12 protein-coding genes, 2 tRNA genes and 1 pseudogene are annotated in these 15584 nt (G+C 43.5%); 7 read left to right on the plus strand and 8 right to left on the minus strand.

From position 1 onward, the window contains the following. Positions 1-19: 19 nt before the first annotated feature. The 6 genes from H4W00_RS01445 to H4W00_RS01470 all read left to right on the plus strand — a co-directional run bounded on the left by H4W00_RS01445 (position 20) and on the right by H4W00_RS01470 (position 6095). A complete protein-coding gene (locus H4W00_RS01445; protein ID WP_209955728.1) occupies positions 20-967 on the plus strand; it encodes a ribose-phosphate pyrophosphokinase in 948 nt (315 codons plus the stop codon). A 463-nt stretch (positions 968-1430) separates the two neighbouring features. Beyond that, a complete protein-coding gene (locus H4W00_RS01450) occupies positions 1431-2114 on the plus strand; it encodes a 50S ribosomal protein L25/general stress protein Ctc (protein WP_209955730.1) in 684 nt (227 codons plus the stop codon). Positions 2115-2390: 276 nt separating this feature from the next. Further along, positions 2391-2972: an aminoacyl-tRNA hydrolase gene (gene pth, locus H4W00_RS01455; RefSeq protein ID WP_209955732.1), complete on the plus strand. Its 582-nt coding sequence runs from the start codon at positions 2391-2393 to the stop codon at positions 2970-2972. 226 nt (positions 2973-3198) lie between these two features. Continuing rightward, a complete protein-coding gene (panD, locus tag H4W00_RS01460) occupies positions 3199-3579 on the plus strand; it encodes an aspartate 1-decarboxylase (RefSeq protein WP_209955734.1) in 381 nt (126 codons plus the stop codon). A 232-nt stretch (positions 3580-3811) separates the two neighbouring features. Further along, entirely contained in the window at positions 3812-4804 is a 993-nt protein-coding gene (locus H4W00_RS01465; RefSeq protein ID WP_209955736.1) for a calcium/sodium antiporter, read from the plus strand. Between the two features lie 319 nt (positions 4805-5123). After that, positions 5124-6095: a calcium/sodium antiporter gene (locus H4W00_RS01470; protein ID WP_209955738.1), complete on the plus strand. Its 972-nt coding sequence runs from the start codon at positions 5124-5126 to the stop codon at positions 6093-6095. A gap of 52 nt (positions 6096-6147) precedes the next feature. Here H4W00_RS01470 and H4W00_RS01475 read toward each other — a convergent pair whose 3' ends face one another. From H4W00_RS01475 to H4W00_RS01485, 3 genes are all read right to left on the minus strand, one after another. Continuing rightward, positions 6148-6804, minus strand: coding sequence for an RDD family protein (locus H4W00_RS01475; protein WP_209958794.1), 657 nt, complete (start codon positions 6802-6804; stop codon positions 6148-6150). A gap of 532 nt (positions 6805-7336) precedes the next feature. Then, a tRNA-Arg gene (locus tag H4W00_RS01480) sits at positions 7337-7413 on the minus strand. A 184-nt stretch (positions 7414-7597) separates the two neighbouring features. Continuing rightward, positions 7598-7687 (minus strand) — tRNA-Ser (locus H4W00_RS01485). A gap of 346 nt (positions 7688-8033) precedes the next feature. On the opposite strand from H4W00_RS01485, the gene H4W00_RS01490 reads away from it, so the two are divergent. Then, on the plus strand, positions 8034-8840 hold the full coding sequence (locus H4W00_RS01490; RefSeq protein WP_209955740.1) for a hydroxymethylpyrimidine/phosphomethylpyrimidine kinase: 807 nt from the start codon (positions 8034-8036) through the stop codon (positions 8838-8840). A gap of 97 nt (positions 8841-8937) precedes the next feature. Here H4W00_RS01490 and H4W00_RS01495 read toward each other — a convergent pair whose 3' ends face one another. The 5 genes and pseudogenes from H4W00_RS01495 to ppx all read right to left on the minus strand — a co-directional run bounded on the left by H4W00_RS01495 (position 8938) and on the right by ppx (position 15427). Further along, a complete protein-coding gene (locus H4W00_RS01495) occupies positions 8938-9507 on the minus strand; it encodes a YggT family protein (protein WP_209955742.1) in 570 nt (189 codons plus the stop codon). 117 nt (positions 9508-9624) lie between these two features. Next, positions 9625-10458 carry a pyrroline-5-carboxylate reductase gene (gene proC / locus H4W00_RS01500; protein WP_209955744.1) on the minus strand — a complete coding sequence of 278 codons (834 nt, stop codon included), beginning with the start codon at positions 10456-10458 and terminating at the stop codon, positions 9625-9627. Positions 10459-10834: 376 nt separating this feature from the next. Beyond that, entirely contained in the window at positions 10835-12514 is a 1680-nt protein-coding gene (tilS, locus tag H4W00_RS01505; protein WP_209955746.1) for a tRNA lysidine(34) synthetase TilS, read from the minus strand. A 117-nt stretch (positions 12515-12631) separates the two neighbouring features. Next, positions 12632-13447: pseudogene (locus H4W00_RS01510) on the minus strand (acetyl-CoA carboxylase carboxyltransferase subunit alpha); the annotation flags it as partial. A 429-nt stretch (positions 13448-13876) separates the two neighbouring features. Continuing rightward, positions 13877-15427 (minus strand): exopolyphosphatase, encoded by a 1551-nt coding sequence (gene ppx, locus H4W00_RS01515; RefSeq protein ID WP_209955750.1) that lies wholly within the window; start codon positions 15425-15427, stop codon positions 13877-13879. Between the last annotated feature and the right edge of the window lie 157 nt (positions 15428-15584).

Genomic DNA, 15584 nt, shown 5'->3' on the forward strand with positions numbered 1-15584 from the left:
ACTCAATAGGACTTTTGTCATGCCTTATTTGGCGATTTTTACGGGTAATGCCCACCCAGAACTAGCGAAAACCGTAGCCGACCACCTTCATATTCCCCTTGGTAAAGCTGACATCACTCGTTTTTCTGATGGCGAAATTGCCGTGGAAATCAAAGAGCACGTGCGCGGTAAAGACGTGTTTATTATGCAGCCCACCTGTGCACCAACTAATGATAACTTGATGGAAATCATGATGATGGCTGACGCGTTGCGTCGCTCTAGTGCTGGTCGCATCACGGCTGTCATGCCTTATTTTGGTTATGCCCGTCAAGATCGCCGTCCGCGCTCAGCTCGTGTGCCTATCTCTGCTAAAGTCGTCGCTGATATGCTCAATATCGTCAGCATCGACCGGGTCATGACTGTTGATTTGCACTCAGATCAGATTCAAGGCTTTTTTGATATCCCAGTTGACAACATCTACGCGACTCCTGTCCTGCTTAACGACCTTAGAAAACAAGATTATGACAACATCATGGTGGTGTCACCTGACGTTGGTGGGGTAGTACGTGCCCGTGCAATGGCCAAACAATTAGGCGGTACCGATTTAGCCATTATTGACAAACGCCGTGCGCGCGCTAATGAGTCACAAGTCATGCATATTATTGGTGACGTTCGTGACCGCGACTGTGTGATTGTTGATGATATGGTTGATACTGCAGGTACTCTATGTAAGGCGGCGCAAGCACTAAAAGACAGTGGCGCACGTCGCGTGGTCGCTTACGTTACGCATCCAGTATTGTCAGGTCATGCCCTGAAAAATATCAGCGAGTCGGTACTAGATGAAATCGTAGTTACTGATACTATTCCATTGTCTGATGCTGCCAGAGCTTGTAGCAAAATTCGCCAAATCTCTATCGCGCCGATGCTGGCTGAAAGCTTACGTCGTATTAATAACGAAGAGTCTATCAGTGCCATGTTTGATGCCTAAATGATTGAATTATAGTTACTGGTCTATTAGTTACTGAGCTATTAATTACTGAGCTATTAGTTGCTAGTCTGCTGTTGGACGGCGCAAATAAGCAACACTAATGCGCAAAAATTAGCGTCAAGATCTAATACCAATATTAGTGTTGGATTAGTCTTGGCGCTAAGTGTTGTCTGTAAGACTTTATTATTGCTATAAAACCACGTATAATGCGCGCCTGTGCTAGTCATTTGCTCTATTTGAGCAGGACAGCATCAAAAAAGTGCTGAGCATGCCATACGACGACGGCTATGATAATAATGATTATCGAGCCAAACGACTGACGGTAGCGAATAGCACTATGTCGTTGTTACTGGTTTTATCGTTGGTAACCATGACTGATGGCTATCATCACCTATTAGTGGATCGGTCGCAAATCCACTTTTTAGACCCGACACTTCATCTATTTTTTTATAGGATTATACCCATGAGCACTAATCATTTTGAACTATACACGGTCAATCGTTCTGCAGACCAGCAAGGTAAAGGTGCGAGCCGCCGCCTACGCAAGCAGAATCTTGTTCCTGCTATCATTTATGGTGGTAACGCAGAGCCAACAGCCATTTCTATCAAACTTAACGAGTTGGTAAAAGCGCTTGAATTTGAAGCCTTCTTCTCGCATATTTTGACTATTACCGTTGATGGCGAAGCACATCAAGTCGTTATCAAAGACTTACAGCGCCATCCTGCTAAAGGCTTCCCAATGCATGCTGACTTTCAGCGCATTGTGAAAGGTCAAAAAATCAGTATGAATGTTCCTATGCATTTTGTCGGTAGAGAAGATGCCCCAGGTACTGAAAAAGGCGGCGTACTATCTACGCTTGTATCAGATGTCGAAATCTCTTGCCTACCATCATTATTACCTGAGTACTTACAGTTAGATGTATCTACTATGGAAATTGGTGACCTATTCCGTCTATCAGACATCGATTTGCCTGAAGGCGTGGTTATTAATGAGCTTGAGCTAGAAGACGGTCATGACCGTACTATCGTCAACATGCAGCCACCAACGGTTGAAGAAGTTGATGAAGATGCTGAAACTGACGCTGACGAAGTTCCTTCTACTGAGCAAAGCGACAAAGCAGCTGCTGATGACGCAGACGGCGAATAATAAGCACATTAACTCCTGTTCTATAGGCGCTTATGGCGTCCTGTTTAAACGGTAAATTAGCTTATTGTGCTTATGTTCAAAAAACAGCAGGGGATAAACGTCTCCTGCTGTTTTTGTAAGTGATATTTGAAGACCCCGAATCTGAAACTTTGGATTTAAAATCCTTAAAAAATGGCCTGTGTTACATCTTAATTTAGCCATATATTTATTTAGGGAACAAACAGCAAGTTTTCAACCAGTTATCCCTCCCTCATTGATTACAAGCAGAGTACAGTCATGTCCCTAAAGCTTATCGTCGGTCTTGGCAATCCTGGTCAGCAGTATATGTTTACCCGTCACAATGCAGGTTTTTGGTTCGTGCATCATTTAGCGCAGCAGTTTAATATTGCCCTGAGCCCTGACAAAAAATTTCACGGAGTGACTGGGCGTGGACAAATTCATGGGCATGATGTGCGGCTATTATTACCGCTGACCTTTATGAATAAGTCTGGTGAGTCAGTGGTGCCGATGGTTAATTTTTATGACATTCATAACGACCAGTTACTCATCGCTCATGACGAGCTGGATATTCCAGCAGGTAGTATCAAGCTAAAAACTGGGGGCGGTCATGGCGGTCATAATGGTCTGCGTGATATTACCCCGCACCTTGGCAATGACTTTCACCGTTTACGTGTGGGCATTGGTCATCCAGGTCATAAGTCTAAAGTCACGGGTCATGTGCTCTCTAAAGCCTCGCCTGATGAACAGATCGCTATTGATAGTGCGCTCACTGCGGCCTTTGAGTCGCTACCACTATTATTAGCAGGTGATATTGAACGCGCGCGTACGCAAATTAATGGCTTTAAATTACCAGACTGACAAGGTATGATGCGTTTTTTATTATAGTAAATGTTTTGACGGCTGGTCGATATGAACCACGTCAACGCCCATTGTAGTTTCGCCGGTAGCAGCACTAACTGCTATCTCAAGTTTGGGCTCCGTGCTCAAGTTTGCGCGCTGAACCGGTTCCTTACCCTTTAGTGTGACGGTAAGCACCCCCACTAACTTATTACTTTTTACTTTTATTACGCTAAGGAAGCAATCCATGCTACTTAATATGCTTAAATGCAAATTGCACCGTGCCCGCGTCACGCATGCTGAGCTCCACTATGAAGGCTCGTGCGGCATTGACGGCGATTTATTAGACCTCGCTGGTCTGCGCGAAAATGAGTCCATCGACATCTATAATGTCACCAATGGCAAACGCTTTCGTACCTACGCTATTCGTGCTGAAGCCGGCTCTGGTATCATCTCATTGAACGGTGCTGCCGCTCATATGGCTGACTTAGGCGATATCGTTATCATTTGTGCCTACGCTCATTTTGATGAAGCCGAAGCAGACACTTATCAACCAAAGCTGGTCTATTGCAACGAAGACAATACTGTTAAAGACACAGCTAATATCATTCCAGTACAAGTCGCTTAAAGACTGGTTTTGTCTGGAATATCAGTTACTTACTTTTCTTGTCAGCAAAGTATCTATTTTAGCTAGTAATTAACAAATACTACACAGGTAGCAAAGTTATTAAAGGTATTCTTACCTCTCCATAGGGAACTTATACTGGCATAAAAGCTGAGTCTAAATAGAGACTCAGCTTTTTTTATGTCTATTGATTGGTACTTTTTTTACATTAACTTATTCATAAGGAAGCCTACTCATGTGGTTGGCAGTTATTGCAGTAATTATTGGACTGGCAATCTTAGTATGGAGTGCCGATGTTTTTATTGATGGGGCAACAGTATTAGCGAAAAGGCTAAGGATTCCTAGTTTTTTAATAGGCATGCTGATCATAGGTATAGGCACGTCAGCACCTGAATTGGTAGTCTCGGTATTAGCCGCGTTAGAAGGTAGCCCTGACTTGGCTTTAGGTAATGCCTATGGCTCTAATATCGTAAATATTGCCTTAGTCTTAGGGGCCACGTTACTGATAAGTCCCCTTATTATTCGTAAAGGTGTCGTCAAGCGGGATCTACCGATACTAGTATTAATTACCGCTTTGGCAGGGTGGCAGCTGCGTGATGGAAGGCTAAGTCAAGCTGACGGTATCGTATTATTACTAGTTTTGGTCATAGTAATAGGTCTGCAAGTTATATTGAGCCTACGCGCGGGTAATTCAGAGATTGAGCATGAGCATAAAGACGATGTGATAATCAAAAATGAAGGTCTGGAGCATGTAGAACCAAGCTTAATACGCGGCTTAGTGAGCTTATTTATTGGCCTACTTATTTTAGTGCTGAGCTCGCGCGCTATCGTTTGGGGGGCGATTGAATTAGCAACGTTATGGGGAGTCAGTGAGCTGATTATCGGCTTGACGGTGGTCGCTATTGGCACCTCCTTGCCTGAGCTGGTATCGAGCTTATCAGCAGCTCGTAAAGGCGAGCATGACATGGCATTAGGCAATATTATTGGCTCTAATATATTTAATACTTTAGGGGTGGTGGGGGTAGCGGCGATTATTGTACCGATTACCACCAATCCAGTTATTCTGTCGCGCGACGTTTTAGTGATGGCAGTACTGACCCTATTGCTCTTTATGATGTGTCTGTTCGCCTTTATAACCAAACGCAAACTAGGCCGCCTAGCTGGAATTGTGCTGGTGCTATTCTTCATCGGTTATACCCTATGGTTAATCCAGACAGCCAGTATTTAGTCCATAACTCTATGAAAAGGGATACTCATCAAGTTGATTGTATCTCTAAACAAACCCTAGCAATCTTTACGGTAGCTCGACTATAACCGGTCAATATTGATGATAATGTTGATGACAATATTGATTGATCATTACTTTGACATTTATTAATAAAACTAAAGATAGAGTCAAATTACTTAAGTTATTTTTATAACTTAATCAAAAACCTGTGCTAATATAAAAGCTGAAACAATGCTGTTTCAGCTTTTTTTATACCTGTTATTAGTGCTTTTATTAGCAGTAATCTTTTGGTATTTTTTATAGATAAGGAAATAAAATTATGTGGTTGGCCGTAACTGCGGTAGTAATAGGTCTTATAATTTTGGTCTGGAGCGCTGATGTCTTTATTGATGGCGCAGTAGCCTTAGCAAATAAGCTAAACGTTCCAAGTTTTTTGATTGGGGTGATCATTTTGGGGCTAGGTACCTCAGCACCTGAGATGGTAGTGTCCGTACTGGCAGCACTAGAGGGTAGCCCAGAACTGGCATTGGGTAATGCTTATGGCTCCAACATTATCAATATTGCCTTAGTTTTAGGGGTAACCGTATTGATAAGTCCAATCATCATTCGCAAGAGCATCATTAAACGTGATATGCCTTTATTATTGTTAGTAACGGCAGTGGCAGCCTGGCAGCTAAGCGACGGGGTCTTGAACAATACTGACGGGATTATACTCATAGTATTACTAGTAGTAGTCTTAGGTCTTCAAATTGTGCTGAGCCTACGTGAAGGCAATCATGAGCATGAAGATGATACTATAGAAGAAATTTCGGATTCTGAACACAGCATGGCGCGTGGTCTAGGTAGCTTGTTTCTTGGGCTATTAGTGCTGATATTGAGCTCACGAGCTATCGTTTGGGGCGCGGTCGAGTTGGCTACACTTTGGGGTTTAAGTGAGCTAATTATTGGTTTAACTATTGTTGCCATCGGTACCTCATTACCTGAATTGGTAGCCAGTATATCAGCCGCGCGCAAAGGCGAGCATGATATGGCTTTGGGCAATATTATCGGATCTAATATTTTCAATACCTTAGCAGTAGTAGGATTGGCAGCACTTATCGCACCTATTGCCCCTAACGCCATCATCTTATCGCGCGATGTATTGGCTATGGGAGTTTTGACTCTGTTATTGTTTGCAATGTGTATATTTTCCTACAAAACTAAGCGTAAATTCGGTCGTGCCTCTGGGGTCACCTTAGTATTGTTCTTTGTCGGTTATTCCTTTTTACTTATCCGAACGGTTAGTATGTAAGTAGGGTCAGATGAACATAGTCGTACAAAAACCCTCATTTAAGAACCGTCAGTTAAGTTTTATTTTGCTTACGGTTCTTAAAACCACTCCATAAGCCTTCATGTTCTAGTTTGGGCATTTTTAGAGTGATGGTGTTGGATAGCATGTCTTGCACTGCCAGACCGCGGGGGTTAAAGAGGCAAAACACATAATTAAATATCCACCCCAAAAAAATACTGGCTAATAGAACAGCCCGTGATCCATCAACGACACTGCCAATAATACCGCACAACAATGGTATCAAACAGGCGGCGAAAATACGTTTAAATGACTGACCCCAAGTCAATAAATGACCGGTGCTGTTGACCGTTTTTAGCCGCCACGTTTGCATGCCTAATGTCTGACCGCCACGACGCCAAAACAGACCATAGAATCCGACCAGCGTCAGCACAAACGAGGGGGTCATGATAGAGTTCTGATACCAAGTTGGCAACGACTGCGCCTCTGCTGACTGGGTTCCAGCTTGCATCGTGAGCAGCGTACCGATAACGGTCAGTACCGTCCCCACCAAAAACAGTAGCGCCAGTATCAACATACCATCGTAGACAATAGCAACCACCCGCTCCGTTGGTTTGGCAATGGTAGGTTCTTCGACTTCGGGCAGGCGTCGTGATGGCATTTTGGCTCTAGATTTTGAGTTAGCAGCAGCTTTTGGTGTATTTTTTGGCATCATACAAGCTCATGGCAAGCGGAAAATAATAACTCTATTGTACCGTAATTAAACCCTTTATCGTACACAATCCTAATATGCTATCTGCAGATGAAACGAAAAGGTACTGATTATAAATTTTGAGCAATTCTCATCAGATCGCTATGATATGCAACAAAATGTTTGTGACTATATAGTTAAAATACCTTAAAAACGCTAGGGTACTGCTGGTATAAGCTTTTTGCAGCCTCTGTCTGCGTAGGCACAGCAAGCAAAAAAAACTTATGCCAGCAGTAGGTTATGTGTCGATATTACTTTTCATTGACTATAGGTTTGTGACTGTAGATTGGGTAAAGATAAGTGAGCAGCAAGCAGCATTGAGAGTCTGCGAGCATGATTTAAGAATCAAAGTATTCACTGCTCTTTGCTACATCGAGATTAGAGCGCATTTTTTGAACTGAGTGGGATCAATCTGTAAAAGTAGCAGACATAAAAAAACCGCCAAAGTGTCGTAAGACAGGCGATTGATCTAGTATATAAGCGATGATGCAAATGGTGCGCCTGGAGAGATTCGAACTCCCGACCCCTTAGTTCGTAGCCAAGTGCTCTATCCAACTGAGCTACAGGCGCGTATTGCACATCATTTACTGCACAGTCAAAAACTATTACAGCAAATTAGGTTGGCCATTATATAGATAATACAGCTAGTGTCAATGCATTTTAACGATTAAGACAGAATTCTTTCTATTTCAAAAGTTAAATCATTTTTAACAGGAATAAGCTGCGTTCTAAATCTACAAACAACTAAATATAATGGAGGTGAAGGAGGGATTCGAACCCTCGATACGCGCAAACGTATGGTTCCTTAGCAGGGAACTGGTTTCAGCCACTCACCCACTTCACCAAACGACGTCAGACTTTTTAAGTTCTAAAAACAAGTATCAATGCTAATGATACGTCCTATGTCGTGGGCGAGTATTATATCAAAGCCAAAATAAATTGCAAGCGTTACACGTGGTTTTGGTAAGGCTTTTAGCATAATTTTGAATATTAATTGTTCCAAATGGCTCATAAGTGCTCATTTCTCTTATATTGCTCTCATTCTTAGCTGCTATAGCAGCCAAACAGCAGCTAGCGACTATACGTTACTATGGCTTTTTTAAATCAGGATGGCTATAGTGAGTAGCAGTCATTAGATACGATGAACAAAAATTATTGCACACTCATAATGAACCATAAAAGGAAAAGCTATGCGGCCGGTAGTATTGTGTTTTTCAGGGTTAGATCCGTCAGGCGGTGCTGGACTACAAGCGGATATTGAGGCGATTGGACAAGCAGGTGCCCATGCAGCAGTCGCCTGCACCGCCATCACGGTGCAAAACTCGCAGCAGGTGATTGGCTTCGAAGCGTGTGCGGCCACACTGGTAGAAGCTCAAGCAACGACTGTGCTAGATGACTTACCGGTTCGAGTCATTAAATCTGGCATGTTAGGTACCATAGATAACATCGCGATGCTAACGCGCTTATTTGCTGAACGGATAATCGCTGACGGCACGCCTTTTGTACTTGATCCCGTGCTAGTTGCTAACAGTGGTGGCAGTTTAGGCGATGAGCAAACGCTAGTAGCTGCCTTTAGAAAGCTGTTGCCCTATGCCACTTTAATTACCCCCAATACTCACGAACTACGCGCATTGAGTGGCGAGCAAGATTTACATATTGGCGCACAGAAGTTATGTGCCCAAGGAACACATGCAGTACTGGTCAAAACTTCGCATGACTTTGATAGCGGTGATATTGAGCAATATCTGTATGTGCAAGGTGAAATGATTCATCAGAGTACGCTATCACGCCTTGATGGTGAATTTCATGGTTCTGGCTGTTCGCTTGCTAGCTTCATTGCTGGACGCTTAGCGCTGGGCGATGCGCTCACAGCAGCGGTGATTGCGGCAGACCATTGGATCACCCAAACGCTCATTGCTGCTGACGCGCCGCATCCTGATGATGCTAAAGCTCAGTTGATACCGAATCGGTTCGTAAAAATAACAGCTAGTACTTAAGAGAATCTTAGACGTAAAAAAGACGCCTGATTACTAAGGCGTCTTTTTTGATAGCAAAATAGTAGGTCTTTATTAGACCGACTTAAATCAGTCCAGCCTAGCCTAACATTGGCATAAAGTTTGAGGCCAAGCCACCAATGAAGATCTCTAGCAAGTAAAAAGCAAAGAAGGCCACCATAGGGGATAGATCGAGCATACCAAGGTTTGGCGTGATACGGCGGAACGGGGCTAAGATGGGCTCCGCTAAACGCATAATAATGCCAATGACTGGATGCGAAGAGTTGGTAAACACCACAATCCAGCTGACAATAATAGAGCCAATTACCAGATAGCGACACATACGCAAAAAGTCTAAAACCAAGCTTACTGAGCCGGTGAAAAATAGCGGCACAGGCGCAATGCCTTGTTGAGTTAATGCGGCTTTACCAGAAATGTCTATCAGACGAATTAACAGCATCAGTACAATTGCAGCAATACTGATACGCCCTTGAGCCACGGTCGGAAAGATACGACCAAACACATCTACAATATGGGTCGCTTTGTAAGCCGGCCGAATCATAGGATCGCTTGCATCCATGTCTGCAAACTGTAGCATGAAGCGTATAAACACCAACAACATAGCGAAGGTGGTGACCAGATCAAAAATTTGCAATAACATGTTATTCATGAAGCGCTACTCAATATGCCCGTGTTAACAGATACCATTATTAAACTCTTATGCTTACAGCTAATATCACAACCACCATTGATGCGGCTGGCTTTATAGCTGATTTTTTATAACCAATTAATCACTCATCTCATCACTCAGTGCTTGACTACGGTCAGCGCAGGCTTTCATAGCCTCAGCGATTTGACGACCGATCTCATTGCCTTGCATTGATTCAATCGCCGCTTGAGTGGTTCCGTTTAGCGACGTGACTTTACGACGTAGCTCAGCTGGCGCGTCATCACTGCCAATAGCCATTTTTGCTGCGCCTAGGACAGTTTGCATAGCGAGTGCTGAGGCTTGCTCTTTGTCCAACCCTAAGGCAATCCCGCCATCTATCATTGATTCGATAAAGTAAAAGACGTACGCGGGTGCTGAACCGGAAACTGCGGTCACCGCATGCATATGTTCTTCATTATCTACCCACATTACCAGACCTGACGCTTCCATCACTGCTGTTGCCAACCGTTGTTGTTCTTCAGTGGTATCATCGGTGCCATATAGACCCGTTGCACCCATTTGAATCATGGCTGGAGTGTTAGGCATAGCGCGCACAATATTGCGATAACCACCAAGCATACCGGATAAAATATCAGTCGATAAGCCCGCTGCTACTGAGATAACCAGCTGATTATCCAACACATCAGCAAATGCACTCACTACCACTTTCATCAGTTGCGGCTTTACCGCCAGCACAATCACGTCAGCATCAATAACGGCCGATTTTGGATCGGCGACCGGATCAACAGTCTTCAGGTGCTGGGCCGCTAAATGCTGACGCACTTCCGCGCTAGGATCTGCTACCGTAATCAGCTCAGGCTTGACACCACAGCTAATAAGCCCACTAATAAGGGCTTGGGCCATGTTCCCGCCACCGATGAAGCTAATTTTCTTGTTATCTAATACTGACATTCTGATCTCCTAAGAACAGTCCCCTATCGGCAACATTTAAAAGCACTCAAACTAATATAATGCTATTGAAAATGACACTCATTCTATCATACTGCTACTGCTACCGTTTGATAAATTCGTGACGGTAACAGTGACAATAGACTCAGCTAGAGTATTGAGTTAACCACTGAGTGAGAACCAATATGTTAAGTTTTTAGAAAGTTGTTAATAGAATTTTTCAGGGCAGGTTTTAGCAAACAGAGTTATACAAGAAAAGCGCTTACTTTTGTGACTTCATATTATTTCTAATAGACTTTTTTAAGAAAATTTTTTTACTAGCTTCCGCTTCAATTAGCTTGCAGCACTGTATCGTTTTTAAATTGGATCTACTGTATTTTTAGGATCTATTATTAAGGCTTAAAGTACTGTTGACAGTGTTATTCTCATCAAACTCGTCACTCATCATATTCGCTACCGATTTATCAAACCCTAATATCCAGCTGTCAAATGGTGATAGTAGTAATATGGGTAAATCAAACGGTAGATCATTCTGCGTATCTATACAGACAATACTAACCACTGCTAGGCTGTCACGTAGCCATAAAGGAATACCCAGCGTCTGGTACAGCTTTTTGCCGGCTTGTGGACGTGTAGCCAGGGTGGTTTGTAATCGCTGCTGCCGACCTAATGGGGCGATCTTTAACACAACTTTATCTTGATGACTTATCAAGTTTAATACATTTATTGGTGTGTGAGCGTTACCTAATAAAGTGTTTAAACGGCTTAATAACGGCCCTATTGAATCGCAGGTCAGTGGTAAATGCCAAACAAAATTTTCATCTGTACGTAAGGTAAGTGTCGTTAAGGTATTTTGAGAACCATTAGTTTCAGCCCCATTAGTTTCAGCCCCATTAGTTTCAGCCCCATTAATTTCAGACAAACGGGTTTCAGACACAACAGTACTAGGTAAGACGTGCGTTTGTTCAATCAGTGGTATGGTCAGCCAGGTCAGCCAGCTCTTGCTGAGACGATACAATTGCTGACGGTAGCGACAAATGAGGTACTGTTGCTTACGGCCTTGCCAATATAGCTGAGTCTGATGGTCATTATCGCTACGCTGAATCAGCATAATCACATCATCGACTAATTGCTTAGCAGGCGGTAATGGCTCATCTTGTGCGAGCCAATAGTGCAGCAATTGTCGCTGGCGATAGGATGGCAATAGCTGTAAATCAAGAATACTCAGCACCCGTTGCGCCGGTACAAATTGCAGCGATGTGATGGCGGTCTGCTGAAAATCTTGGGCAGCTTGCGCGCTGACCGTTGCTTGAGCATCGGCGAGCAACTGCGCACTACGAGCAATATTATCAATGACATTCGTATTATAATGTGCCAATGCCGGCATGATTTCATGACGCAAGCCACTACGTACATTGTCACCACTGGTATTAGTAGGATCGTCAATGTAGGGGAGCTGTAGACGCTGGGCGTAGCTGCTGATATTCGCACGACGTACTGTTAACCAAGGCCGCCATACGACGTTGCGACGTGCGCCTTGCGATTGTACTCGCCATGCTTCCATACCGGACAAGCCATTTACTCCTGCGCCTTGAATCAAGCGCATCAGCACAGTTTCAGCTTGGTCATCGGCATGATGGGCTAATAATAAAACATCATCTTGATTGATATGAGCGAGCATGGCTTGATAACGTGCTTGCCGGGCGGCTTGCTCATCATGACCGTTAACCGTTGCTTGTAAAATATGGCAAGGCATTTGTTGCGCATGCGCCCACTCAGCAAGGTGCAGCGCCCAACACTTACTATCAGCTTGCAGGCCATGGTCGACATGCAATAGTTGCGGTAAAAACGCTAGCTGACCTTGCCGATACAATTGTAAACAGATAGCAGCTAACGCCAATGAATCACGCCCACCACTACAGGCCAGCCAGATCCGGTGACCCTGTAGCTGGTCAGTATATTCAGCCACGCTGATTAGTAACGCCTGTGCTAAGTCTTTATCTATTAGCGATTTGGCTATTGATTCAATAGGATATTGACGGATTGCGCTGCTGGTCATAATTGATCTTATTTATCTGGTTTTATATACAAAAAAACGTGCCACAAAGTAGCACGTCAGTTATTATTTAGTTGGCAATATTTAATCTGCTATCGTCACTTGTCAAAACAACATCAGTTAGCAGGGCAACATCACTTCTGAGTCAAAAGATTTTAGCTTTTCATAACGCTGCTCACAACGGTCGTGCGCATCCATATCTTGTAGCTCGTCTAGCTGCTCAATTAACAGGGCTTTAAGCGAGTTCATTACCGGTTGTGGATGAATATGTGCCCCTTCACCTTCTTCGATGACCGCATCAATCAAGCCCATTTGATAAAGGTTGATAGCATTTAATTTTAAGGCTTCGCTAGCCTCTTGGGCTTTTTCAGCTGTTTTCCAGAGAATGGCAGCACACCCTTCAGGAGAAATGACCGAGTAGATACTATTTTGTAGCATATTAACTTTATCACCAACCCCAATAGCCAATGCACCACCTGAACCACCTTCACCGATAATGGTGACGATAATAGGGGTTTTAAGACTTGAGAATACTGCGATACTTTCAGCGATAGCTTGCGCTTGTCCCCGCTCTTCAGCACCAATACCAGGGTAAGCACCTTGAGTATCAACGAAAGTCATTACCGGAATATTGAAACGCTCAGCCATTTTGACTAAGCGAATAACCTTACGGTAGCCTTCAGGGTTTGCCATACCAAAGTTATGGGCGATACGCTCGCGAGTACTGCGCCCTCGATGTTGACCAACCACCATTACTGGCTTACCATCTAAGCGCGCTAGACCACCAATAATCGCTTTGTCATCAGCGAAGGCACGGTCGCCATGCAGCTCATCAAACTCAGTAAATAGCTGATTAACATAGTCCATAAATAATGGACGCTTGGCATGCCGTGCCAGCTGAACGCTATCCCAAACAGTACTCATAGACGTTTCCTTTTTTGTCGTTTTGTGGTCAAAACCATATCACTTCGCTACCGTGCCAGCCCTACCTATTGAACGATGCGTACTATTTACACACAGTTCGCTAGTATTGTTTACTGGCACTTGTTATGGATGCTCGTTTTATAGTTACTCGTTTTATGGTTACTCGTTTTATGGTTAAACGGGTATTAAAATGATATGGTTTTGGTTATATGAATCTGGTTATGTTATGTGAATCTAATTATATAGCACGGTTATTACTTTGAGTAACACAGCAGTACAGTTGTAAACTCAATAAAAGCTATAGTAGCACATCTCAAATGTCGTGGCATTACCGAGAAGGCAGCTTTTGTAATGTTAGTTTTTGATTGACTGTTGAGCAAACAATCATGCCATCTAATATTTAAATCAGTTGCTGAGTTAATGACTAAGTTAATGACTAAGTTACTGACTTAGTTTTTTAATAACACTAGATTCGATGACATTTAGCTTGACGCCCCACTTGGCAAACTGTTCAATCTCAGCACAAAGATCGGAATATAAAAATGCATAATGCTTTTTGTCAGTACTAACAGTAATTTGCCAGCAATTGGTGTCTGTGACAATCAGCTGCATCTGAGGCAGGTCATATTCACTACGGCTATGATGAGCTAAGACCGCAAGTCTGAGTAGCAAGCATAAATAAACCAGTTGATTACCACCAATGAGACAAGTTTTCTCGAGCATATCACCTTTTAACTTGCGCCTATGACTCAGCATCAATTGGGCCATACGCTTTTGATCCACTTGTGAAAAACCAGGAATATCCGAATTTTCAAGTAGATAAGCACTGTGGCGATGATAATTGCTGTGACTGATTGCCAGTCCAATCTCATGCAAATAAGCAGCACGTCTCAATACATCTGCATCATCGCTAGTCAACTGTAAGTCATTTTGGACTTGCTTGAGTAAATGACGGCTGGTCCTGACCACTTGGCGGGCTTGTTTTTTGTCCACAGAATAGCGTTTGATTAGCGCCAAGACACTGCGGTCGCGCACATCTTCACTAGCAAAGCGACCAAGCATGTCATACATAACACCTTCGCGTAGCGCCCCATCAGAGTAAGTTATAGTCTCCACACCCAGTACTTTCATAGCGGCACGCAGTACCGCCACCCCTGCTGGAAATACGGCTTTGCGATGTTCTTTGACCCCAGTGAGCTCAATATCGTTCACATCACCGATTTTAATCAATAGCTTTTCTAATTCTTTGACCCCTCGATAAGTCACGCGTTCTTGAGCATCAGACCAACCTTTTGAGACTAGCACGTTTCGTACGGCTTTAATCGTCCCACTAGAGCCAACTACGCTGTTCCAACCAGTCTTTTGATAGCGACCATTAATCGATAATACTTCTTTGCGGGCCGCTGCGATAGCATGGTTAAAAGCCTCTTTAGTAATCTGTCCATCCGCAAAAAACTTCTGAGTAAAGGCCACACAGCCCATCTGTAAACTTTCGGTCAATAACGGATCAAAGCCTTTTCCAATGATAAATTCTGTCGAACCCCCGCCAATATCAATCACTAAGCGCTTGTCGCTACTGGCATTGGTATGTGATACGCCCAGATAAATCAACCGCGCCTCTTCACGACCGGCGATAATTTCAATCGGCTTGGGCAAAATTTCATTAGCGCGTGCGATAAAATCGTTAGCATTTTTAGCTTGGCGCAGGGCATTGGTTGCGACAATACGAATGCGCTCAGGCGGCACTGAATCAAGGCGTGCCACAAAGCGACTCAGACAATCTAGCCCTCGGTTTTCGGCAGCAGCTCCTAAGATATTATGCTCATCTAATCCTGCTGCTAACTGTACCTTTTCGGACATGGAAGCTACTTTTCGTACTTCGCCATGATCAAGGCGAGCAATCGCCAAATGAAAGCTGTTAGAGCCAATATCAATGGCTGCTATCAGTTCATCATCAGCGATGGGTGGATTTTCAAGGGTGTTATTGAGCATAGGAAAAATAGTTACCATTTATGAGGGTTGGGGTAGCTTATAAGGTCAAATACAAACAAATATCTTATGCACATCGTATCAATAACTTTTTAATAGTAGTGTCAGCCATGCGCATCATAGACAAGTTTCGTCATTAAAGCATTTATGCCAAACACTG

This window comes from Psychrobacter sp. PL19 (genome assembly GCF_017875835.1).
GTDB lineage: Bacteria > Pseudomonadota > Gammaproteobacteria > Pseudomonadales > Moraxellaceae > Psychrobacter.